Annotated in this window: 22 protein-coding genes; 9 read left to right on the forward strand and 13 right to left on the reverse strand. The window is 30.0% G+C overall.

What is annotated here, in order from left to right; genetic code table 11:
- The 5 genes from BLS00_RS07545 to BLS00_RS07565 all read left to right on the forward strand — a co-directional run.
- Positions 1-769: ATP-binding cassette domain-containing protein (locus BLS00_RS07545; RefSeq protein ID WP_091404400.1), on the forward strand; the 769-nt coding region annotated here is incomplete at its 5' end.
- Positions 766-1,860 carry a radical SAM/SPASM domain-containing protein gene (locus BLS00_RS07550; protein WP_091404404.1) on the forward strand — a complete coding sequence of 365 codons (1,095 nt, stop codon included), beginning with the start codon at positions 766-768 and terminating at the stop codon, positions 1,858-1,860. The genes BLS00_RS07545 and BLS00_RS07550, both read left to right, overlap by 4 nt.
- Before the next feature lie 135 nt (positions 1,861-1,995).
- Complete coding sequence (locus tag BLS00_RS07555) at positions 1,996-3,390, forward strand: YfcC family protein (protein WP_091404406.1); 1,395 nt, start codon at positions 1,996-1,998, stop codon at positions 3,388-3,390.
- A 16-nt stretch (positions 3,391-3,406) separates the two neighbouring features.
- On the forward strand, positions 3,407-4,501 hold the full coding sequence (locus tag BLS00_RS07560; RefSeq protein WP_176759867.1) for a M14 family metallopeptidase: 1,095 nt from the start codon (positions 3,407-3,409) through the stop codon (positions 4,499-4,501).
- A gap of 156 nt (positions 4,502-4,657) precedes the next feature.
- The gene (locus BLS00_RS07565) at positions 4,658-6,028 is read left to right on the forward strand and encodes an ATP-binding protein (protein ID WP_091404411.1); all 1,371 of its coding nucleotides are present in this window, start codon (positions 4,658-4,660) and stop codon (positions 6,026-6,028) included.
- 49 nt (positions 6,029-6,077) lie between these two features.
- On the opposite strand, the gene BLS00_RS07570 is transcribed toward BLS00_RS07565, so the two are convergent.
- The 4 genes from BLS00_RS07570 to BLS00_RS07585 all read right to left on the reverse strand — a co-directional run bounded on the left by BLS00_RS07570 (position 6,078) and on the right by BLS00_RS07585 (position 10,151).
- Complete coding sequence (locus BLS00_RS07570) at positions 6,078-6,965, reverse strand: MBL fold metallo-hydrolase (protein WP_091404412.1); 888 nt, start codon at positions 6,963-6,965, stop codon at positions 6,078-6,080.
- 126 nt (positions 6,966-7,091) lie between these two features.
- Positions 7,092-7,544 carry a redoxin domain-containing protein gene (locus BLS00_RS07575; protein ID WP_091404415.1) on the reverse strand — a complete coding sequence of 151 codons (453 nt, stop codon included), beginning with the start codon at positions 7,542-7,544 and terminating at the stop codon, positions 7,092-7,094.
- Positions 7,545-7,557: 13 nt separating this feature from the next.
- Complete coding sequence (locus BLS00_RS07580) at positions 7,558-8,430, reverse strand: thiamine pyrophosphate-dependent enzyme (RefSeq protein WP_091404417.1); 873 nt, start codon at positions 8,428-8,430, stop codon at positions 7,558-7,560.
- A gap of 14 nt (positions 8,431-8,444) precedes the next feature.
- On the reverse strand, positions 8,445-10,151 hold the full coding sequence (locus tag BLS00_RS07585) for a 2-oxoacid:acceptor oxidoreductase subunit alpha (protein WP_091404419.1): 1,707 nt from the start codon (positions 10,149-10,151) through the stop codon (positions 8,445-8,447).
- A gap of 216 nt (positions 10,152-10,367) precedes the next feature.
- Here BLS00_RS07585 and BLS00_RS07590 point away from each other — a divergent pair, with 216 nt between their 5' ends.
- From BLS00_RS07590 to BLS00_RS07605, 4 genes are read left to right on the forward strand one after another with little or no spacing between them, the layout of a single operon-like run.
- A complete protein-coding gene (locus BLS00_RS07590; RefSeq protein WP_091404422.1) occupies positions 10,368-11,459 on the forward strand; it encodes a hypothetical protein in 1,092 nt (363 codons plus the stop codon).
- Positions 11,460-11,487: 28 nt separating this feature from the next.
- On the forward strand, positions 11,488-11,853 hold the full coding sequence (locus BLS00_RS07595; protein ID WP_091404424.1) for a GntR family transcriptional regulator: 366 nt from the start codon (positions 11,488-11,490) through the stop codon (positions 11,851-11,853).
- The gene (locus BLS00_RS07600; protein ID WP_091404427.1) at positions 11,837-12,412 is read left to right on the forward strand and encodes a hypothetical protein; all 576 of its coding nucleotides are present in this window, start codon (positions 11,837-11,839) and stop codon (positions 12,410-12,412) included. Before BLS00_RS07595 ends, BLS00_RS07600 begins: the two co-directional genes overlap by 17 nt.
- A complete protein-coding gene (locus tag BLS00_RS07605; RefSeq protein WP_091404430.1) occupies positions 12,409-13,230 on the forward strand; it encodes an ABC transporter ATP-binding protein in 822 nt (273 codons plus the stop codon). Before BLS00_RS07600 ends, BLS00_RS07605 begins: the two co-directional genes overlap by 4 nt.
- 25 nt (positions 13,231-13,255) lie before the next feature.
- Here BLS00_RS07605 and BLS00_RS07610 read toward each other — a convergent pair whose 3' ends face one another.
- From BLS00_RS07610 to dnaN, 9 genes are all read right to left on the reverse strand, one after another.
- Positions 13,256-15,136, reverse strand: a complete 1,881-nt coding sequence (locus BLS00_RS07610) for a BMP family ABC transporter substrate-binding protein (RefSeq protein ID WP_091404433.1) — start codon at positions 15,134-15,136, stop codon at positions 13,256-13,258.
- A 10-nt stretch (positions 15,137-15,146) separates the two neighbouring features.
- Positions 15,147-15,869 carry a metallophosphoesterase family protein gene (locus BLS00_RS07615; RefSeq protein ID WP_091404437.1) on the reverse strand — a complete coding sequence of 241 codons (723 nt, stop codon included), beginning with the start codon at positions 15,867-15,869 and terminating at the stop codon, positions 15,147-15,149.
- A gap of 92 nt (positions 15,870-15,961) precedes the next feature.
- Positions 15,962-16,855, reverse strand: a complete 894-nt coding sequence (locus BLS00_RS07620; protein WP_091404440.1) for an ABC transporter substrate-binding protein — start codon at positions 16,853-16,855, stop codon at positions 15,962-15,964.
- Positions 16,856-16,958: 103 nt separating this feature from the next.
- Positions 16,959-18,206 carry a ComEC/Rec2 family competence protein gene (locus BLS00_RS07625; protein WP_091404443.1) on the reverse strand — a complete coding sequence of 416 codons (1,248 nt, stop codon included), beginning with the start codon at positions 18,204-18,206 and terminating at the stop codon, positions 16,959-16,961.
- Entirely contained in the window at positions 18,199-19,083 is an 885-nt protein-coding gene (locus tag BLS00_RS07630) for a bifunctional enoyl-CoA hydratase/phosphate acetyltransferase (protein WP_091404446.1), read from the reverse strand. Before BLS00_RS07630 ends, BLS00_RS07625 begins: the two co-directional genes overlap by 8 nt.
- A gap of 26 nt (positions 19,084-19,109) precedes the next feature.
- The gene (locus BLS00_RS07635) at positions 19,110-20,597 is read right to left on the reverse strand and encodes a YifB family Mg chelatase-like AAA ATPase (protein ID WP_091404448.1); all 1,488 of its coding nucleotides are present in this window, start codon (positions 20,595-20,597) and stop codon (positions 19,110-19,112) included.
- Between the two features lie 213 nt (positions 20,598-20,810).
- On the reverse strand, positions 20,811-21,941 hold the full coding sequence (locus BLS00_RS07640; protein WP_091404450.1) for an MFS transporter: 1,131 nt from the start codon (positions 21,939-21,941) through the stop codon (positions 20,811-20,813).
- A 12-nt stretch (positions 21,942-21,953) separates the two neighbouring features.
- Positions 21,954-22,436 carry a 2-C-methyl-D-erythritol 2,4-cyclodiphosphate synthase gene (gene ispF / locus BLS00_RS07645; RefSeq protein ID WP_091404453.1) on the reverse strand — a complete coding sequence of 161 codons (483 nt, stop codon included), beginning with the start codon at positions 22,434-22,436 and terminating at the stop codon, positions 21,954-21,956.
- Entirely contained in the window at positions 22,436-23,548 is a 1,113-nt protein-coding gene (dnaN, locus tag BLS00_RS07650) for a DNA polymerase III subunit beta (RefSeq protein ID WP_091404456.1), read from the reverse strand. The genes ispF and dnaN overlap by 1 nt, the downstream gene beginning before the upstream one ends.
- Between the last annotated feature and the right edge of the window lie 43 nt (positions 23,549-23,591).

Here is a 23,591-nt window from a genome sequence, read left to right on the forward strand (position 1 = left end):
AGAAGAAAAAGTAGAGAAGAGATATGATATAGGAGAGATAAAAGAAATAAAAATAAAAGATTTAGATTTTTCATATGGAGAAAAAGAAATATTCAACAAAGTAAATATAACAATAAAAAAAGGAGAAAAAGTAGCAATAATAGGAAAAAGTGGAGAAGGCAAAACCACATTTATAAAACTAATAACAGGAAATGAAACGCCTGAAAAAGGAGAAACGTTAATAAATGATAAGCCAACAAATGAAATAAAAAATATATATGAAAAGATAGGTGTATTAAGTCAAAATAGTCATATATTCAATAGGAGTATAAAAGAAAACATAACGATGGGAAGAGAAATATCAGAAGAAAAATTGAACAATATACTTCATATAACAGGAGTAGAAAAATTTATAAATGAGAAAACAGTAGGACAAAACGGGAAAAACTTATCTGGAGGTCAAAGGGTAAGAGTAGCTCTTGCAAGAATGATGATATCAGATCCAGAAGTAGTGATATTGGACGAACCACTTGAAGGAGTGGATAAAATAAGAGAAGAAGAAGTGATAAAAAACATAAAAAAATATACAAAAGATAAAACAGTAATAATAATATCGCATAGATTCAGTATATTAAACATGGCGAAAAGGATAATAGGAATAGAAAATGGGAAAGTGGTGTTAGATGGAGAAAAAGAAGAAGCATTAAAAAACAAAACGATATTGAAAGATTTTTTTGATGCAGAAAATCGTATGACGGTTATGAAGAAAGGGGAGGACGTTATTGAATGACTAATTATGAAGAAAAATTATATAATCAATTTATTGATAGAATAAATGATGACAATTATTTAATAATACAATGGCACATTACTAATAGATGTGAAGAGAAATGTAAACATTGTTACTTAGATAAAGAAAAAATAAAAGATTTCCCTAACGAGCATGTTGATTTAGTGTTAAATAAAATATATGATTTATCAATCTTAATAAAGAAAAAAGTTATTATTATTCTTATAGGTGGAGATCCACTATTAAATCCTATTTTTTGGGAAATAGTAAAAAAAATAAACAAATACAACTTTTTTTTCAAAGTTAGTGGTAATCATCATAAACTTAGCCTAAAAAATATCAAAAGATTAAAAAATGAAGGGATTCTATCTTATCAAATGAGTTTAGATGGTCCAGAGCAAATAAATGATAATATCAGAAGCTCAGGTAATTACATTAAGACGTTAAATGCTATTAAAGATTTGATAGAAAATGACATAGAAGTAACTATAAAATCAGTTGTTAGTTCTTATAATATAAAACACATAAAAAAAATGCTATATGAGATTTCTACTATAGAAAATTTTAGAAATATAAAATATAACTTCTGTAGATTTATCCCTAATAAAAATAATGAAAAACACTTTATTGAAAATATAAAACCAAATTTATATAAAAACTTTATTACAGAAATTTTTGAATTATTAAATGATCAAAATAAAATTGAAATATTATTAAGAGAACATTTGATAATTCCTATACTTTTTGAGAAAAATATAATTAGTGAAAATTTTATAGAAAGAATTAATTACATATATAAAAAATATAATCGTACTAATTTTATTGATAGTTGTAGTATGTGGAGAGATTTTTTTGTTATAGATATAAATGGTAATATTCTACCTTGTAAAAAAGTTCCTATTGTATTTGGAAATATAATTAAAGATGATTTTTATTCTATAAAAATTAAAAAAGATCAATTTCTCAATACAGAAGAAAATGAATGTCAAATTTGTAAATATTATTTGTTTTGTAAAGGCTGTCCAGCTGTAAGCTATTCACTAAAAAAAAGTATTTTCAAAAAAGATCCAACCTGTTGGATAGAATTATAAATATATAAATTTTTAATTAGTCTAACTGATAAAATAAATACAAACATACTGAGTATTTTTTCAAGAAGAGATAATTATTTATCTCTTCTTTTTTTAATGTATAATTGAATATAGATCAAATATGGGGGGATATATATGAAAAATTCAGTTGAAATAGGGAAAAAGACTTTTTTAATTTCTGTGCTTATTATTTTTTCGATTATGATTATTTCTGGTGTTTTGACAAAAACTCTACCTTCTGGTGAATATCAGAGAGAGATTGTAAACGGAAGAGACGTTATAATAGAGAACTCATATTCTGAGATAGATAAGCCAGATTACCCAGTATGGAGATGGTTTACAGCGCCAATAGAAGTTTTGTGGAGCTCTGATTCTGCTCTTATTATAACAATCATTGTTTTTATCTTGGTGGTTTCTGGTGCTATTTATGTTTTGAATAAGAACCATGTTATAGAATATATAATCAATAATATAGTTATTCGGTATAAAAAACAAAAATATGTTTTGATGTCTTTGGTTATCTTAGTCTTTATGCTTTTTGGGGCTTTGATGGGCATTTTTGAAGAAATAGTTCCGTTAATTCCCATTATGATCATGTTCTCTGCTTCTTTAGGTTGGGACAAATTAACAGGGCTTGGAATGAGTCTTCTTGCAGCTGGATTTGGTTTTTCTGCTGCTGTTGCTAACCCTTTTAGTCTTGGTGTTGCTCAGAAAATAGCAGATGTTCCTGTTTTTTCTGGGATTGGGTTTAGACTAATTATTTTTGCCACAACATATGCTTTGTTGCTTGGGTTTATGATTTTACATGTGAGGAAAAACCACAGTGAAGCTGTCGTACAAGAAATGGAAACTTCCCACTTTGATAAAAACGTTTCAAAAGCATCTAAAGTATTGGCATCAATAATAATTATACTTTTTGTTTTGATATTGATTTCTGGGTTTACAGGCTTTATGAGTGGACTCATGCTTCCTGTATCTGGAATTTTGTTTTTGATAGCTGGAATTTTGTCAGGGCTTATAATAGAAAAAAATATATTGAAAGTTCTGAAAGATTTTGTGCTTGGGATGAAAGATGTTTTACCAGGTGTTTTACTAATACTTCTTGCAATGTCTGTGAAACATATTATTATGAATGGTAAGATTTTGGATACTATTTTATTTAATGCTGCAGAAGTTATTTCAACATCTGGCCCCGTAGTTGCAGTATTTTTAATTTATTTACTGTTTTTCGTAATGAATTTGTTCATAGGGTCTGCATCGGCAAAGGCCTTTTTAACAATGCCAATTATTGTTCCTCTTGCTGATCTTGTTGGGATAACAAGGCAAACTGCTGTACAAGCTTTTGTTTTTGGAGATGGTTTTAGTAACCTTTTATATCCTACAAACGCTGTATTGCTAATATCTTTGGGAATAGCGGGAGTGAGTTTTGTAAAATGGTTTAAATTTGTATGGAAGATACAAGCAGTGATTTTTTTAGTATCTTTGATTTATTTGTTTATTGCTGTAAAAATAGGTTATGGACCAATATAATTTTGGAGTGATTTATATGTATAATTATTGTTTTGATTATGATAAATGTAGGGATATTTTTTTAGACTTTGAAGATGATTTGAAAGAATACTACTCATCTGTAGAAAAGAGATGTTTCACTGTTAAAGATAATTGCTTTATTGACAGTTTCCTTTGTGAAAACGAAGGTAATAATAAGATTGTTATGATTACTACAGGAGAACACGGTATAGAAGGATACGCAGGCAATGTCTTTTTACAGATGTTTATAAAAGAGTATTTACCTATTTTGAAATATAATGGTATTTCTGTAAACCTTGTACATGCTATAAATCCATGGGGAATGAAACACAAAAGAAGGGTTAATGAAAATAACGTTGATTTAAATAGAAATTTTATATTGGAAAGAAATGACCTTGAGAACAGCTCTTTTTTGGAGATGAAAAAGTATTTTACAAAAAGAAGACCGGCTAGAAAATCGGATTTGAATTTAATAAAAAGTTTTTTGGAACTGGTTCCTTACATGACAAAACTTGGGAATAAAGGGATTACAGAAGCTTTGGCAAAGGGTCAGTTTGTTGAAGACAAGAGTGTTTATTATGGCGGACAAAAAGACGAAAAATCGACAAAGTATATGAAAGAAATATATGACGATATATATAACAATTACGAATTCATTTTACACCTTGATATTCACACTGGAGCGGGGCCAAAAAATAAGATGAGTATTGTTAATTCAGCTTTTTCAAATAAAGAAAGTAGTGCTTGGGAAAAGGATTTTGGCTATTCGCCGGTAGTGAAAACAGATAAAAGTTCTTTTTATGAAATAAAAGGAGATATGATCGATTATATTTATAAAAAATATAAGGGGAAAAATTATTTTTATTCCACATGTTTTGAATATGGGACTTATGGTGAAGGGCTCATAGGCTCTATAAAAACCATAAAATCTCTTGTGGTTGAAAACCAAGAATGGCATTATGGTTCGGCTAATTCAAAGACTAAAGAAAAAGTAGATCAAATGTTTAGAGGACTATTTTATCCAGGTGATGATAGCTGGAAAAAGAGTTTTGAAGAAGATACAAGACAGGGATTAAACGGAGTGTTGAAATATTTTGATTTTTTCAAATAAAATTTAAGTCTCCTCTGAATGTATCAGAGGAGTCCCTGTGAAACAGGGGAGGAGTTTAGGCACTTAATTTTAAAACAATTCCGAAATATAAAAAATAACATAGTTTGAACTATTATAGTTCAAACTATGTTATAATTTTTATAAGGAGGTGAATTTATGAAATTTGTTGGAAGAGAGAGTGAATTGAGTTTTTTAGAAGAACAGTATAATAGAGATAGTTCTATGGTTATTATTTATGGAAGAAGAAGAATTGGTAAAACTACCCTTATTAAAGAATTTATAAAAAATAAAAAAGCTATTTACTTTCTTGCTACCGAAGAATCGATTAATGAGAACAGGAAGAATCTTCAAAATACTATTTTTCAGATTACTAAAAATAACTTTTATTCAGAGAATAATGAAATAAATTGGGAAAATTTGTTTAACTTTGTTAATGGTGAAAAATGGATTTTAGTTATAGATGAATACCAATATTTAACTATGACGGATAAATCTTTTACATCTAAAATTCAAAAAATTTGGGATGAATTTTTGAAGAATAAAAATGTGATGCTTGTTCTCAGTGGGTCGCTTACAAATATGATGTATTCAGAAACTTTGGATTCTTCGAGCCCATTATACGGGAGAAGAACGGGACAAATTAAGTTACAAGAACTATCTTTTGATGATTATAAGCAATTTTTTGATAATAAAAAAATATCGGAAATAATAGATTTTTATTCGGTAACTGGAGGGGTGCCAAAGTATGTTGAATCTTTTGATTTGAGAAAATCCTTACTTCAAAATATAAAGGATAATATCATTAACGTTAATAGTTATTTATATGAAGAACCCATATTTTTATTGAGTAAAGAAGTAAAAGAAATAGGTAGCTTTTTTTCTATTATTAAAAGCATTTCTTTTGGGAATCATAAATTATCTAAAATATCAGCTGATATTGGGATTAAACAATCTTCACTAATATATTATATTAATGTTTTACAAGATTTAGACATTATTGAAAGGCAGGTACCAATAACCGAAAAAAATCCTCAAAAAAGTAAAAGAGGGCTATATTTTATAAAAGATAAATTTATAAATTTTTGGTTTAATTTTGTATATCCATACAGAAATTTTATAGAAATGAACAACAAAACCTTTGTTTTAGAAAAAATAGAAAATAATTTAATAGATAATCACGTAAGTTTTGTTTATGAAGATATTTGTAGAAAAAAAGTTTTGGATTTATCGGCGAACAATTTTTTTAATAAAAATATTATAAAGGTTGGGCGTTTTTGGAACAATAACTTTGAATTAGATATTTTGGGAGTTGATATCAAGCAGAATCCAGTTCTTTTTGGAGAGTGTAAATATCAAAAGAATAAAGTTGGAAAAGAAGTTTTGAATAAATTGAAGTTTAAAGCAGAGAAAATTTCTTCTAAAGAAAAAGTTTATGTTATCTTTTCAAAATCAGGTTTTAGAAAGGATTTATTGGATCTATCGGAAAAAGAAAATAATATATTTTTATTTGATAATAAAATATTATAAAAAATAACATAGTTTAGACTATTATAGTTTAAACTATGTTATTTTTTTGCTATATTGTGAAATAAACTAATTTTCCGTCTTTTACGGAAGCATCTATCTTTTCGTTATCTAACATATAGTTTAAAAAAGAGGTCAACGAACTAAGGTTTACCAAATATCCATTGTATTTTGTTTTTATATCGTGGGTTATATAAAATTTTTGTAGTATTTCTTCTCTTGAAGATGGTTGCCTACAAATTTGAACTATTTCTGATATTATTTTGTTTGTATTTTTCATGTTTTCTTCAACCAATTCACGTATTTCTTCTTTGTTCAATATTTTCGTTCCGTGGCTTATTACAAAATAGTCTGCATCCATTTCTTTGATTTTGTTTAGACTTTCTATTCGTTTTTCTAAATGTAAGTTGTAGGTTAATGTGTGGTTCTCCAATGTGTATTGAGAAAAAATTGCATCTCCAAGAAAAGCGACTCTGTCGGGGGTTATTATTCCTATATCGCCCATTGCGTGCCCGGAGAGGTCTATTATTTCAAATTTTTCGTCGTTTATTTTGTATATTCCAGTTTCTATGGTATGATCTATTTTTGATTTTTTTCTTATTTTTAGTTTTTTGTTGGGATAAGCAGAAGAAGTTATTAGATAATGAATTTCTGGATTTTCCATAAAAACTTTTTCTTTTTTAGATATATATGTTTCTAATCCAGGATATTTTTCTTTGAAATAGTTGTTTCCTCCAGAATGATCTATGTGGGCATGGGTGTTTATTATGTGTTTTGGTTTTAAATGGTTATCAATTAGTACTCTTTCAATTTTTTGTGATTCGTATTTGTTCATTGTTGAATCAATTAATAGGGCATTTTTATTTTCGAAAATATAAACACCTATGTTTGTTGGGGCTTTTATATAATGAGTATTTCCACTTATCTTTTCTAAATTCAATTTTAAGACTCCTTTTTTTGATGCTAATCTATTTATAACAAATATACATAAAAACACAGTGAATTTTCTGAAAATATTTGTTAGCGTATAAAAAAGCCCAGCTAAACGCTGGGCGGGGGTAATTCTTTATTTCAAGTAATCAATAATTTCATCAAAATCTGGTTGTTCTCCCAAATCATAAGTTTTTATCCATTCAACTTTCCCTTCTTCGTCTATTAAAACGTTTGCTCTTGCACTTGTTCCCATGTCATCTAAGAATAGGCCCATATCTTGGGATACTTTTCCGTGTGGCCAGAAATCAGATAAAAGAGGTAATTTTTTAATTCCTATATCTTTTGCCCAAGCAGCTTTTACTGGTTGATGGTCTATACTTAGTCCAAAAGAAACTACTCCTAAATCTTTGAATGTATCATATTTTTGGTCTAATTCTTGCATTTGGTTTTTACAAACTGGAGTATATGCAAATGGATGTAATGATAACAGTACTTTTTTACCTCTGTAGTCAGAAATCTTGTGTAGTTTGTCTTTGTGATCTTTTAATTCAAAATCCGGTATTTTGTCTCCAACTTTTAATGCCATTAAATATCACTCCTTATTTTTTTGAATTTATAAACTCTTCTAATTTTTTCATGTCTCTTTTTCTTTTGAACAAAGGTTCTTTACTGTTTTTGTATATGTTTAATTGGCTCTCAAAAGTTTTTCTTTCGTTTGATTGATAAATTACACCAAGTGGAAATTTATCTTCTTTAAAGGCTAATTTAAGTGCTTCTTCTTTGTTTGAAGGGTCATAATCTTCTGGTAATTGATATGTGTTGTCTCTGAACCATTTAAATGTGTTTACTTTGTTGAAAGTAACACATGGTTGGAAAACGTCTATTAAAGCGTAACCATCGTGTGCAATAGCTTTTTTGATTACTTCAGTAGTTGTTTTTATATCTGTAATTGAAGCCCTCGCAACAAATGTAGCCCCGGCTGCCATCGCTACAGCTATTGGGTTGAATGGTTTTAGAATTACTCCATTTACTTGAACGGGAGTTTTTTGACCTTGTCTTGTGGTAGGTGATGCCTGCCCTTTTGTCAACCCATAAATCATATTGTCGTGAACTATGTTAGTTATATTCACATTTCTTCTGATAGTATGTAAGAAGTGGTTTCCACCTTCACCATACATATCTCCATCGCCACTTTCTGCAACAACTGTTAAATCAGGTCTTGTTGCTTTTATAGCTGTTGCTGCTGGAAGAGCTCTTCCGTGAAGCCCATTGAAGTAATTTGTTTTAAAATAATGCGGTATTTTTGCTGCTTGGCCTATTCCAGATACGAGTACAAAATTTTCAGGAGTTAACTCATCAACTTCTTCTAAAGTTTTTTTCAATAGATTCAATATCCCAAAATTCCCACAACCTGGGCACCAAGCTATATCTAAAGAATCTTCATATTCAAGTGAAAACATATTTTCGCTCATGTCATTTCCCCCTTTTATGATAATTTTTTCAATTCGTCTGTAAGTTCATCTACAGCAAAAGGCATTCCATTGTATTTTAATAGTTTGTGATCAGCTTTAAATCCGGTTTCAAGTTGAACGATTTTTTCGAACTGTCCGGTTGCGTTGTTTTCCATGAATATTAATTCATCGGCTTTATCAAAGTATTCATTTGCTTTTTCACTTATTGGGTAAACTTGCGTAAAGTGAAGTAAAGCTATTGAATCATCTTTTAAATTATCTAAAGCTTCTTTTGCAACATAGTAATTTGAACCCCAAGAAACCAATAGTTTTTTGTAGTTTTCGTTTCCGTATAATTCAGGTTCTAAAGCTTCTTTTTTCAGAGCGTGAAGCTTTTTTAACCTTTTTTCGTTCATTTTATTTCTGATGTCTAAATCTTCAGTGATATGTCCAGCTTCGTCGTGTTCATCCGAATCAACACCAACAATTCCTTCTCCATATCCTGGAATTCCTCTTGGGGAAATACCATCTTCTGTTAAAGAATATCTTTTGTAATCTTTATCTGTTTTTATAAATTGTTTTTCTATTTTTACATCAGATAAATCAAATTCTTCTACATTGTAGTAAGAATCAACAAAGAATTGATCAGTCAATAAAAATACAGGAATTTGATATTTATCTGCTAAATTAAATGCATTTTGAGCTACTGAGAAACCATCTTCGAGTTTTCCCGGAGCAAAAATAGCTCTTGGGAATTCACCGTGTCCAGCATTCATAATTAAATTAAGATCTTCTTGAGCAGTTCTTGTAGGTAGTCCTGTTGCTGGCCCTGGTCTTTGAGCAACGTGAACTACTACAGGAGTTTCAAGCATTGCTGAGAGCGAAATGCCTTCGCCCATTAAAGCAAACCCACCGCCAGAAGTTGTTACCATTGATCTTGCTCCAGCATACCAACCACCAATAGCCTGGTTTATAGCTGCAATTTCATCTTCTGCTTGTTCTACAAGTAGATCGTCAAAAGTTTCAGAAAATCCAGCCATGGCAAGTAAAACTCCCGAGCCAGGTGTCATTGGATATGAGAATATCGAATCACATCCCCCAGCTAAAGAACCAAGAGCGATTGCTTCGCTTCCGTTGAATAACAAATTATTTTCTACTTTTTCATTACTTTTAATTTCAATTTTTATTTCTTTGTTATCATAATATTTTTTGGCTTTTGCAAATCCTTCTTTTGTAGCTTTTATGTTGTTATTTATTATATCTTCGGACTTTTTACCGAAGAATTTTTTCATATGTTTTGGTATATTGTCTTCTTTTATTCCGAATAGCCCTAAAACAAACCCCAGAGCAACTATGTTTGAATAAATCTTCCCACCAATATCTTTTGCAATATCGAATATAGGTACGTCAACAACTTTTCCATTTTCTACATTTAAGGATGATTGTTGACATACAACAATCGTTTCATCCGTCACTCTATCATTTAGGTGTTCTACGGATTTTTTGGTTAAAGGTAGTAAAATATCTATTTTGTGTTTGTGACTTCTTAATGGTTTTGTTCCAACTCTTATTTCAGTAGAGTTACTTCCGCCTCTGACTCTTGACATGTACTCTTTTGTGGCAAATACATTGTATCCCTCGCTTTTTAAAATTCTTGTAAGTAACTTTTCAATAGTTTGTATTCCCTGCCCGGCTTCTCCGGAAAGAACTATGGAGACTTCATCTTTGAAGATTGAGTTCATGTATATCCCTCCCAAATTAGAGTATTGTTAAATTTTGTCTATTATTTTAAAAATACTATTACTATGTAATTATAACATATTTTTGAAATATATTAATTAAAACCGACTAAATTATTCGGGAATAAAATGTTAAATATCAACAAAATAAATTTTTGGTTGACAGTTGTGTTATAATTTATTAGAACACTATAAAATAAAACAGATGGGGGTGTGGGCATGAAACAGAAGTATCCATATATCTTTAAAGCACTTTTAGCAATGGTTTTTGCTATTTTTGCATTTTTAATACCAATTGCAAGTGTAAGACTTGTTTTAGGTCTTATAGCCGTCATAATTCTTTCTTTTAACTTAAGAAAATTTACTGCGTTTTTTATAACTTTTACCATTTTGTTTTTCTTGATACCATCATTGATAGCTATGTTTTTAACCAATTTTCAGCAACCAGCAGAATTTTTAAACAATCTTTTTAGTGGTACAGTTCAGTTTAGTTATAACTCAAGTGAAAGAGGATATGATTATTCTTATGAAGATAATTTGAAAATCATGAGAGCAGAAAAAGAAATCCCTGCTAACAAAGTTTTAGATATAAAAGGAGATAATATAAACATAAATTTCGATAATGAATCAGATGTTATTGAAATTCCTGAAGAATTAAGTTATGAAATTGAGAATGGAATTTTGAAAATTTTTTATGACGGAGATTGGTACAATAGAAGGGCTGATATTTCTATTGGAACTGAAAATACGGAATATGAGAGTATAGATATTCAAAGCGTTGTTTTAGATGTTAGAGGAGATTTGAAAACGAAAAAACTGAAAATAAACTCAAATAATACAAAGATGTATTTAGATCTCATAGCTGATAATTTTGATATAGCTTCTACAACAGCAAAATTAGAAGGAGAATTTATCGTAGATAATTTTATCAGTAGTAATACAACTTCAAATTATAAAATTAATTATGAGGGAAATAATTTTGATATGAATTCAACTAATGCGGAACTAAATGGTATTTTTAGGTCAAGAGCTATAAGTATAGTAGGAGTGGATATTTCAGCATATGTAAGTGTAGAAAAAACAGAATTTATTAGTATCTCTTCCAATATGAGTAACTTAGATATTAAATATTTAGATTTGTGGGAAGGGAGCAGAACTCTTAATATAAACTCTAAAATTGGGAAGGCTAAAGTTGGAGTAAAAGAAAAGATGTTTACAGCTTCTGGTGATTCCACAGAGAATTATGGAGAGTTGATCGTCAATACCGAAGGAAGATATAACGTTGAAAAATATACATTTTTAGGATACTGATGATTATATTATTTAGGGAAGTGGTTTTATGTTAAATAAAGTAGATAAACACTCTGGAATTCCAGCGTATTTACAGATTATGAATCAGGTAAAAAAAGAGATTATCCTTGGGAATTTGAAGAATGGGGATCAATTACCCCCCGTAAGAAAAATGCAGAAAATATTTGGAGTTAATATAAATACAGTTACAAGGGCTTTGGAAAAGCTTTCTTATGAAGGCAAGTTGGAAGCTCAACATGGGGTGGGATATTTTATCACTTCAGAAGAAAATATTGGAGATGAGGTTTTTTCTAATTTAAAGAATTGTATAAAAAAATTAAAAGAAAGTGATCTTGATCTGAAAATGTCATTATTACTCTTTGAGGAGGTTTGGAAAGATGAGTCAAACGATTAAGAAACTTGAAGCTTTTTTTATGAAAGAGTTCACAGAAAAAGCTGGTAGAATAGCAATTTTTTCTTTATTATTTATGATTCCGGAATTTGAAGTTAAAATATTTTTCTTGTTCTTATTTGTGGTGTTTGGATTGGCCTCAGATATAAACAATAAAAGATTTTCAACATTAATTTCATTACCATTTTCATATAAAGATGTTTATTTGATGTCGTATACATTTATAGTGACTGTGGTTGCTTTGACCTCCTTAGCAGGTTCAGCCATATTTTCAGGAAGTATAGAGAATGGAATAGCTAATCTTATCAGTTCTTTGATATTTGTTACTGCCTATTACGGCGTTAGTATTTTGAGTGTTTCTTTTGGTATGGATAACTTTGGTGTACCTTTTTTAGTTTTGATTGTTGATTCCATAGTTTCCAATATTGGAATAAGTAATATAAATCCATTTTATGCTTTTAGTCCTACAACACAGGGTATTACATGGCTTGCTGCTATAATCGCCGTTTTAATATTTCTAACAGGGCTTTATGTTTTTGACAAGAAGGGGGTTCAAAAATGATTGTAGATATAAGAAATATGAGTAAGAGTTTTGGATCCAAATCTGTTTTAAATAACATATCTATAAGTGTAAAAGAAGGTGAAATTTTCTCTCTTATAGGTCCTAACGGTGCGGGAAAAACTACAACAATGAGGTGTATTTATGGTGATCTAAGGCCAGATGAAGGAGAAATAGATGTTTTTGGGGAAAAATTTACACAAAAACAAAAAACAAAGATCGCTGTAATGTCTGAAGATAGGTTGACTTTTGGAAGGTTTAACGGAGAAGATTATATGAAGATGTGGGCTATGATCTATCCGAATTTTAGTAGAGAAACTTTTTCAGATTTTGCCATTCATTACAAATTTGATTTGAAGCAGAAAATAGATACTTACTCAATGGGTATGAAAACTTTGTTTCACATTGCTTTGACAGTATCTTCTGGAGCTGATTTGTTGATTTTAGACGAACCAACACAAAATCTTGATCCAGTTATAAGGCATGAGGTTTTGGAAATGCTGAAAGACTTCGCTAATCAAGAGAAAAAAACTGTTATAATTTCTTCTCACGAGATATACGAGCTCGAAGAAATTTCAACATCTTTTGGAATTATTAAAGAAGGAAAGTTGCTATATACAGATACTATAGATGATGCTAAAGATAAACATAGAATTATAAATCAAGGAGAAACCATTCCAGAAGGTGAAGTAATTGCCAATATAGATGATGAAGTGTTGATCAAAACACAAGAAGAGGTTGGAAGATACCCAACTTTTAGAGAAATTTCTTTGGCATACCTGAGAGAAAATAAGGTTTTTAAGCCATTTAATAAAAAATAAAAAACGGGCCTAAGCCCGTTTTTTACTATTCAAAATCAACATTATCTACGTACCAATCTATATTATAAAGGTTTTCATCACTGATTTGAGTGTTTCTTTCTATCCTCAACATACCCTTGTTATCTTTTATAGGCCCTGTGAAAGGATGATAGAGTTCTTCAACGATCGATTTTTTAATTGATTCTATCATTGTTTTTGTTTGTGGGTTTACGTCTTTTCCCATTTCTGCAATATCCACGATCCCTGATTTCATGCCTCCCCAGAATTTTTCTATTTCGTTTGATCCACCGAATAGATCAAAGAAAGAGAAGTTGGAACCTTGTAATACGTCATCTATTATTCTTGAGTAATATTTGCCCCAATTCCATACTACAGATGTCAAAACTTTGTCATAAGTGCCGCTCATATCGTAGTGATATCCTATAGAATATAAATTGTTTTCAGCAGCTACTTTTATGACTTCACATGAATCCTGATGATGAGTTAATACATCAGCATTTTTTTGATTTATCAAGTATTCGGCAGATTTTCTTTCGTATTCTCTGTTGTTCCAGGTATTTGTCCACGATATTTCCACGTGAGCATCTGTATTTACCGATTTCGCGCCAAGTGCAAAAGCGTCTATACCCATTACAACTTCTGGAATCCCAAAAGGAGCTACATAACCAATGACGTTTGTTTTTGTTTTAATTCCTGCTAAAATACCTGCTAAGTATCTTGGTTCATATAGTCTACCAAAATAAGAATTAATGTTTTCTTTTGTGTTGTATCCAGAAAAGTGTACAAATTTAACATTTTGGAATTTATTCTTTTTATTCTCTCCTAAAAAATCGAAACTCGTTGTAAATACTATCTTATAGTCTTCTTTACCCAATTGTTGCATTATTTTGTCGTATTCTTCTTTTGAGTTTACATCTTGAAAGTACTTTGTCTCGATATCATTATGAAATTCTTCTTGAACATATCTTCTTCCCAACTCATGTGAGTAAGTCCATGCAGAGTCTTTTATTTTAGTGTTATATATAAAAGCAACTTTCAATTTTTTCCCAGATGGAACAAATATTTTTGAAATATCCCAAATAGATCCACTTTCAGGAGATCTTTCGTCTTCTATTTCTTTTAGTATTACTTTGACCTTGTTTTTCAGCTCTTTGTCTGATGGAGGTAATGTTTTGCCAAACTTTTTCAAATATCTTAAGAAGGCATCAGCTGGAGTTATATCGAGTTTTTCACCGTTAAGGTTGTCAAAGTGTTTTTTAAAAGGGAGAAAATACTCGTTTATGAAATCTTTGTACTTGTTATCTATTAATTCATCGTGTACTTTATGATTTTTTATTATATCGTAGAATTCTTTGAACCTACCCTCTTCTGTAAACCATATCTCAACTAAACCAGTCTTTTTATTGAAATCCAAAAATTCATAATAAAGTCTTATTTCTTTGTTGTTTTCATCCCATTTAGGAATAAGTCTGGTTACTTTGGCACTTATAGAGTAGGCTCCTAAATATTTTAATACGGAAACACGTTTATTTCCTTCAACAACATAGTACCAATTTAAATATTCATATACTTCTATTGGTTCTCTTATTCCCTCATCGTACTGGATTTTTAATAAGTTTATCCATTTTTGAGAAAATTCAGTATTTTCATCAAATAATGGTTTGAAAGTCCTCGAAAAAGATAAAGCTCTGGAATGATAATAAGTTCCCTGGATTTTTTCCAAAGGTAGTTGAATTAAGCCAATTTCTTCTTCTTTAACTATTTCCACATTTTCTATTATATCTTCTAAAGCAGGCAGATAGCTTTCTTTCCCGGTTGATGCATTTAACATAAACTCTCTTCGACCAGCTCTTCTTGCTTTTGCGTATTCTTCAGATAATTTGGTGAAATTGTTCCCTTTGTACATTTTTATCCCCTCACTTAAAAATTACAGTAGTTGTTTTTATCTCTTTTATGTTCTTTATCGAAACCACTTTTTTATTGATTTCATCATATTTTATGAATTTAACAGGTTCAGAATTGATCAAATAAGTTTCTTTTCCTTCTTTTTTTAATAAAAAATCGAATTGTTGAAAAGCGTAGTTTCTATGTAAATGGCCGTATAACCACAATTTTGGTGAATATTTATTGAAAATTTCAGTTAATTTTTCCGAAGGTTGATGGTATCTGTCATATTTTTCGAGAGTATTTTTAATCAGGGGTGGAGTGTGAGATACCATGATGTCTAAGCTATTTTGCCGTTTTAGCAGCATTTTTATGCTCAAATCTCTTTTCAGTTTAGTTACATCTTTTTCTGAAAAGTGGAATGGCGGCTTCCCATATGATAAAGCTCCAGAAAAACCAGCTATACATACATCTTTTTTTATATATTTTTTTACATTAATAATTCCATGATTTAATACAAAAAAACCTTTGTATATTTTGGAAAATTTTTCGTTTTCATCTATATAGGGGTTTTTAAAATATTTTTCATCGTGATTACCATGGATTATGATGTTGAATCTGGCCTTAAACTCATTAGCCATATAATCCATATAACCAGGTGAAAGATCACCACAACCTATTAGTAAATCATAAGTTTTCTTGTCTTTATTTTTTATAGCTTTTTCATCATCAGAAACAGCAACTATATCTATCATGATTTTACCTTCTTTTAATAGGATTGGTTATTTAAATTATATCATGAAAAAACCTCTCGAATAATATCGAGAGGTCGTTTAAAATATATTTTTTAGTTATTATTTATTAAACCAAGCGCTTCTAAAAATCTTTCTGAGACTATTTCCGGTTCAAGTCCTTCTACATCTACAAGATAATTCAAACGAATAATTATATTTTCGTTCAAATATAGAGTCAAAGGATTCAAAATTTCCTTTATTTCAGGATATTCTTCTAATGTTTCTTCTCTTACCAAAGCAGCTGGGTAATATAATGGGAAGAAATTTTTGTCGTCTTCTAAGACTTTTAAATCATGCTTTAGAATTAAGGCATCTGTTGAATAAACCATGGCAACATCTATATTTCCATTTTCCAATGCTGTATAGGTTAATCCAGCTTCCATAGTTTTTACATTATTTTTATCTACATTCATATCATATGTATCTATTACTGCAAATATTCCATCACTTCTTTTGTAGTATTCAGGATTTACGCCAAAAATAACTTTGTTTCCATTGTTTATGTAATCTGATAAATCTGATAAAGAATTAATATTGTTTTCTTGTGCGAATTCGTTTCTAACTGCTAAACCATAAGTGTTGTTAAAATGGATCATATCTAGCCAAACTATGCCGTATTCTTCTTGGTCAATTTTTTTTACCTTGTTGAATAATTCAACTGGGTCATATATTTGTGTATCTTTTTTAAAATAAGCTGCCCAGGCTGTTCCTGTGTATTCTGGATAAATATCTATTTGACCAGTTTCCATACCTTTTCTAATAGGCAAAGAAGATAGTCCGAATCTTTTTTGAACATCAAAACCGTTATCTTCTAAAAGGTCAACGATCATATTAGAGACTATATAGCCTTCTGTGAACATTTTTGAGCCTACAACTACGCTTTTAGAAAAAGCAAAAGAACTCATGATTACCAAAACCAAAATTATTGCTATTAAAGTTTTTTTCATTTTTATCCCTCCCAATTATGATTTTATTTGTCGGTTTAATTACATATATATAATATCATAAAAATAAAATAATTTCTAAAATTAACAAAAAAGAAAAGAAGATCTATTCTTCTATTTTGTTTAGAAATAGAAGATAAACTGAAAAGATGACACTCCAGATGATTAAACTGAAAAAAGTTAGATTTTCTAACATTGGAAGTTTTGTAAAAACTTCAGTCACTGCTATTGTTCCTGTTATTAGTGCTGTAGAGATCACCTCAATAGTTCTATTTTGAAGTAATAAATATAATAAACTTAGAAATATTATGCATCCCATAATTATAGACAAAAATGGCGTTATTAACATTCCTATAGGAGCTAATTGTTCAAAATATATTATTGAAAAGGGCATTATACCGATGAATGAAGCTAAAGGGATCAATACAACTTTTAATTTTTCACTTTTTATCGTTTCGTTGGTTATTAATATCATGAAAGCTGCTGAATAGCTCATTTGAAAACCTACGTTATATATTGAAGAAGGGAGTATTATTAGATTTACAAATCCAATCAAGCCAAGAATGTTGATAGAATAAACATTTATTCCAAGACTTTTGAATAATATTATCCCAACAATTAAACTCACTGCTCTAACAGAACTTGGGCTAAATCCAGTTAATGCAAGATAAGAAACCATTATTAAAGATATTAGGATATTTTTTATTTTGTAATTGAATGGGAATAACAAGTATTTTAAAATCCCAAATATTATAAAAACATGAAATCCAGAAACAGCAAACAGGTGTAACGTTCCCGTTTTTTTAAATGTTTCTTTGTTGGTCAGTCCTCCCATGATTGAACTCATCATTATATCTCTAACCGTATAATCTTCTATGTTTTGATATCTAATTATCGCTTTATCTTTTATTTGCAAAAAAGAGTTATTATCTGACATGGCTACATATTCAGCTTTCAAATAGTTGTTGTTTAAGTAACCATTTATATATACATTATTCCCATTTTTTATTGTTTCAACACTGAATTTATTGTAGTTAAAACTGTATATTTCCCTATGACTCTCCCATCTATCGTTAATATAAATCTTTTCTGATAATACCTTGTAATTACTGTATTTTTTATCTATTATTTTTCCTAAAATGGCAACATCGCCCTGAAAAACAGTATAATTCATCGTTATTAAAGGTATTATTGCCAATAAAAGATAAACAGTTTTCTTTTTGAAAAAAAACATAAAAATAGTAAAAATAATGACCGCAGTGAGAATTCCTGCGGTCAGATTTATTTTGGATATTGTTATCAATAATATACTTGTCAAAAAGATGTATAAAAAAAGTGGTTCTTTTTTATGCATTAAGCACTCCAAGAGCTAAAGAAGCCATTTTTGATTGTGCATCATTTGCCCTGGAAACTACTACTATTGGAGCAGAACAGCCTAAAATAAGACCTGCGATTTTTCCTCCAGCCAAATAAACAGCTGATTTTCCAAGGAAATTACCAGAATGAATGTCAGGTACTAAAAGAATATCTGCCTGTCCAGCTACTTCTCCAGTAACTTTTTTGATTTTTGCAGCGGTCATATCAAGAGCGTTATCTATACCAAGAGGCCCGTCTACAATACAGTCTTTTATTTGCCCTCTTCTGTTCATTTGAGTTAAAATAGCCGCATCTTTAGTTTCTGGCATATCTGGATTAACAACTTCAACAGCTGCTATAACCCCTACTTTTGGGGTTTCTATACCAAGTGATTTTGCCAGTTTAACTGCGTTGTTTATGATAGACACTTTTTGATTTAAATCTGGTCTAATTATCATTCCACCATCGGTTACAAATATCAATTTATCCAAATATGGAGTATCTAAAACCGCACAATGGGAAAGCACATTTCCAGTTCTTAATCCCCAATCTTTGTTCAAAGCAGCTTTTAATAATATAGAAGTTTTAATATTTCCTTTCATAACAACGTCTGCAGCACCAGAACTAACAAGCCTTATACCTTTTTCAGCAGTATCTTGTGAATTTTCAGCGTGAACGATATCAAAAGTTTTCCCAATTTTTTTCAAATTTTCTTGGATTATTTCTTTGTCTCCAACCAATACTGGATCAGCAAAGCCTTCATCATGAGCAGCCGAAACTGCGTTTAAAGCTTCAGTATCTTCAGCTCCAACCACTACAACTCTTTTCATCTCATAATCTTTCGCCTTTTTGATTAAATCATCCAAATTTCTCATATTAAAACCTCCCGCATATATATTTTTTATCCTCTATAATTTAAAGCTTCTGTTATATGTTTTATTTTCACTTTTTCGGAACTATCCAAATCTGCTATGGTTCTGGAAACTTTTAAAACTCTGTTTACAGATCTTGCGGTTAATTTTAAATTGTTTGATGCTTTTTTTATGAAATCTTCTGTAGATTCTTCTAAATTCAGGTGGTTTTTAAGCTCTCTGTTGTTTAACTTTCCGTTTAGTTTACCCTGTCTTTTTATTTGTATGTTTGCCGCTTTAGTAACTCTATTTCTTATAGATTCAGAACTTTCTCCATCATCTTTTGACATTAGTTCGTCTATCTTTACTCTTGGAACATTTATTCTTATATCAAATCTGTCCAGTATAGGACCGGATATTTTTTTATTGTAGTTGTTTATTTGGTTCATAGAACAAACACATTCTTTTTCTTTATCTCCATAATAACCACAAGGGCACGGATTTTTCGAAGCAACTAACATAAACTTTGCTGGATAATTTGCAACTGCTTTGGCCCTTGTTATTGTAACTTCTCCATCTTCCATGGGCTGCCTTAATGCTTCTATTACATCTGATTTGTATTCAGGGAACTCATCCATGAATAAAACACCGTTATGGGATAAAGAAATTTCCCCTGGTTTAGGATCACTTCCACCACCGATTATAGAAACACTTGATGCTGTATGGTGTGGAGCTCTAAAAGGCCTTTTAGTTACTATTTTATTTATATAACCAGAAACAGAATACAATTTGGTAGATTCTATTATCTCATCTTCTGTCATTTCTGGTAGGATTGTTGGTATTCTTCTTGCGATCATTGTTTTTCCAGAACCTGGAGAACCATTCATTATTATATTGTGAAAACCACTTGCTGCAATTTCAACAGCTCTCTTTGTCATTAACTGGCCTTTTATTTCTGCAAAGTCAATTTCGAACTCTTTATCAATTTGTTTTTTGTTCACGGGGACAAATTTATCTAATTCTCCTTCTGATATTTTCACGATGTCTTTTATGTTGTCTATCACCAGAACATCTGATTTATTTATAAAAAGAGTTTCTTCTTGATTTTCTCTGGGGATTATGAATTTAGCTTCAGGGTTGATTTTTTTTATACTCATTAGAAAAAGGGTTATTCCTTTTACCGGTCGTATTTCTCCATTCAGCCCTAATTCTCCAAAATAATAATAATTTTCATCGAGTTTTTTTATCTGTGAAGCAGCTTCTAAAAGTGCGACTGCTGTAGGTAGATCAAAATGCGTTCCTTCTTTTTTCAAAGAACTTGGGGATAAATTGGCTACGATTGATCCGTGAGGTAAACTGAATCCAGTGTTTCTTAAAGCACTCATTACTCTTTTTTCACTTTCAAGGATAGAAGTCGTAGGAAGGCCAACGATTTTAAAAGTTTGATAAGATGATCTTGAATTTATGTCCATTTCAACTATTACTTCTTTAACGTTATAACCAGAAATAGATCCGGTTTGGATCTTAGAATATTTCACCTACTTCATTTCCCCTTTTTTTCTTTGTCAATGACAAATTTTTATAAAATGTTTCGCATTTTGGTTGCTTTTTAGAAACCACTTTGTTCCTGTTGTTTGTTGATATTTGTTTGTTGTTAGAAAAAAGCTGCTTTTTCGCTGTTTAGCAGTTTGGTAGATTTGTAGAAATAAAAACCAATACGCTAATTTTCTTAAAACAAAAATTTCCAATTTTTATTTAGTGTAATTTTTCTTTAGCAATAAACTGAGTATTATTATGAATGAAAATGTTAAATAAGGAATTGAAAATGATAGCATCATGTTAAAATCTGCTATAACTCCCATTGATGTAGAAATGATCATAGCCCCTAAACCAGTGGATGCAAAGGATAAACCGTTGAACATTCCAACTTCTCTCGAAGGGAGTTTTTGGTTTGCATATTTTTGTATAGATGGAAATACTGGGCCAAAAGCCAGTCCTACTATTATAAAGAAGTATGGGAGTTTGAATATCAAAATTAGTCCTAAAGAAATAAAGAATAGGACTGATGAAAATATTATTGTATTTAGTTCTGTGAACTTTCTGTTCAACCAATCTGTTAAGAATCTTCCAGCAGTGAAAGTTATCCAGAAATAACTTATCATCAAAGATGAAAATTCTTTTGTGTAATCAAACATTTCAACAAATAAATTTCCCGCCCATGTTATTACACTTATCTCTGTACCGGAGTAAAATAAAAAAATCAATAAAGAAAAGATTATCAATCTTTTCTTTATTATATTTAGAGCTTCTAAAAATTTTATCGCTTCATATTTTATGTTGGTCATCATTTTTGACGTATTTAAGTAAATTAATAATAAAATAAATAGAAATAAGTATATCAAGTAAATAGATCTAAAGTTCAAATTTTGAGATAAAAAATAGGTAGTTATCATTGGAGCAATAATTCCTCCTACTCCAAAAAAGGCGTTCAACATTCCAAAGTTTTGATATTTTTTATCTAAATGAGAAATTGTTGTTGAAAGACTTGTAAAAGCAGCACCAGTTGAAGCTCCTATAAAAAAAACACTTATTAACAAAATAATGAAATTCTCAGAAAAAACAAATGCAGTACTACCAACTAAGGCCATTAAATATGATATAGATAAATAATTTTTAATTCCTATTTGGGCAATAAAAAAACTACCTACTATGTTGGCAGTCATAACTCCGATGGTGTTTATCAATGGAATAATTGAAGATTTTGCAACACTTATTCCAAATCCTTCTTGTATGGAAGTCATCAATGGTGCTATTGTATTAGCAGATAATGAGAAAACAACCATAGACATGAAAACAAATATTCTTACTTGGTTTTGTTTCATATTTTTCACCTCTTATTTTACTTTGACTAAAAGAACACAGTGAGCTTCTATGCCCTTATCTTTTCCTGCGATACCTAAAGTATTGCCGCTTTTTCCTTTTATGTTTATATATTTTGAATCCATATTCATCGTTGTTGATAATTTTTGTTTAATCTGTTCTTTCAAAGGAAATATCCTTACAGAGCTTGAAAGAACAGTTGCGTCAATATTGTTTATTTTAAATTCTTCTCTTTCATTCAAGATTTTCATTATGTTTTTTAATAGTTCTATAGAATCAGAGTCTTTAAATGTGTCTGTTTCAGGGAAAAACTCGCCAATTGATCCATAACCAAAAGCACCTATTAAAGCATCTATTATTGCGTGAGTTAACACGTCAGCATCCGAATGCCCTGATAACCCAAGGCCATTCGGATGTTTTGTTTGTATTCCACCAATTATTAATTTTTTATTTTTTTCAAAAGGATGTACATCATAACCATATCCTATTCTTATCATCAGGCCCACCTTGTAGGCATTACTATGTACATATAAGAATTGTCTTCTATTGGTTTTATAACAGTTGGATTTATTTCTCCAGATATGTTAAACTCAAATTCAGTAGTCTCAACTTTTTCAATAGCTTCTCGCAAGAATTTAGGTGAATAAGCTATAACAATATCTTCTCCATCTTTTTCAATATCTATAATTTCTTTGGCTTCTCCAACATCTGGTGAGTTCGCTTTTAATGTTATGTTTGTTTCTTCGATTTCAAGTTTCACTTGTTCACTCTTTCCTGCTGCTATAGAAACTCTTTTTAAAGAATCTAAGAATTCTTTAGAGTTGGAAACTATTTTTGTTTTAAAAGCTTGTGGGATTATTTCTGTGTAATTAGGATATTTTGCATCTACAACATTTAATATTAACTGTATATTTTCTTCTTCAAATGTGAACAATGACCTTGAACCATCGAAGTTTAACGTAAAAGTTTCTGCTTTTGAGCTTGCAAGAACCATTTTAAGTTCTTCCATACTTTTTAAAGATAAAAGAAATGACGAAGGTAGGTCTTCATCATCGATTTTTGTTTCGGATAATGCCAATCTATAACTATCTGATGCGATTAAAGTTAAATAACCACCATCTCTGAAATCCCAGTATAGACCATTGAGGTTTTTTGAAAGTGGATCATTATCTTTAAGAGCACAGAAAATAACTTTTTCAATCATTTTCAAGGTTTCTTCTCTATTTAAATTGATTGAGTTTCCAGAAACGGCTGGTATTACATTAGGAAATTCGCCGGCATCCATTGTAGGTATTTTGAAACTGGAATTTCCAGATTCTAATTGTAAAGTCCCGTCATATATTATTCTTACCGGGCCGTCTGGTAAAGTCCTTACTATATCTGAAAAAACTTTCTGATCAACTACAAAAGAAAATTCTTCTTCGGTATATGCTATATCTTCTTTTTTGTGAAACCCAGTTTGTAAATCTGTTGCGTATATGTTTAATTCATTTTCTTTAATCTCTAATAAAATTCCAGACAGTATTGGGTTTGTTGTTTTTCTTGCTACAGCATTTGAAGCTAACTCTACATTTGTTAATAATTTTTTCTTTTCTATTTTGAATTCCATTCTTATCCCTCCCAAATTCTTTTTTTAACTTATATTTATATTT

The sequence above is a fragment of the Geotoga petraea genome, assembly GCF_900102615.1.
GTDB classification, from domain to species: domain Bacteria; phylum Thermotogota; class Thermotogae; order Petrotogales; family Petrotogaceae; genus Geotoga; species Geotoga petraea.